Raw genomic sequence first — 352 nt, 5'->3', positions numbered from 1 at the left:
ATGGATGCCGCTGCCAGCCCCGCCGGTAGCGCCTAACGTGGAGGTAACCGGCAATGACCGGCGCGAACAAAGTTGACGAAGCGGAACAGAGCGACCCGCCGGGCATTGTCCGGGTTGACCGACCAGTTAGGCCGCTGTTCAGGGGGCGAGACTGCGCCTGCCAGACCGACAGCGCATTGCACTGCGCCTGGCTACGCTACGGCGACACCGGCGAGGACTGTTGCGACGAACCCAACGAGCGGTGCGAGTGCCGCTGCCACGAACAGGACGACTACGATGACTGAAGACCAAGCGATTGAACTTGCCCGTGCCGCCGCCACGCGCACCGCCGATTGGCCGTACCACGAGTACC

Origin of the sequence: Candidatus Accumulibacter vicinus (genome assembly GCF_000584955.1) — a bacterium.
Taxonomy (GTDB): Bacteria; Pseudomonadota; Gammaproteobacteria; order Burkholderiales; family Rhodocyclaceae; genus Accumulibacter; species Accumulibacter vicinus.
This window is presented reverse-complemented; position numbering follows the sequence as displayed.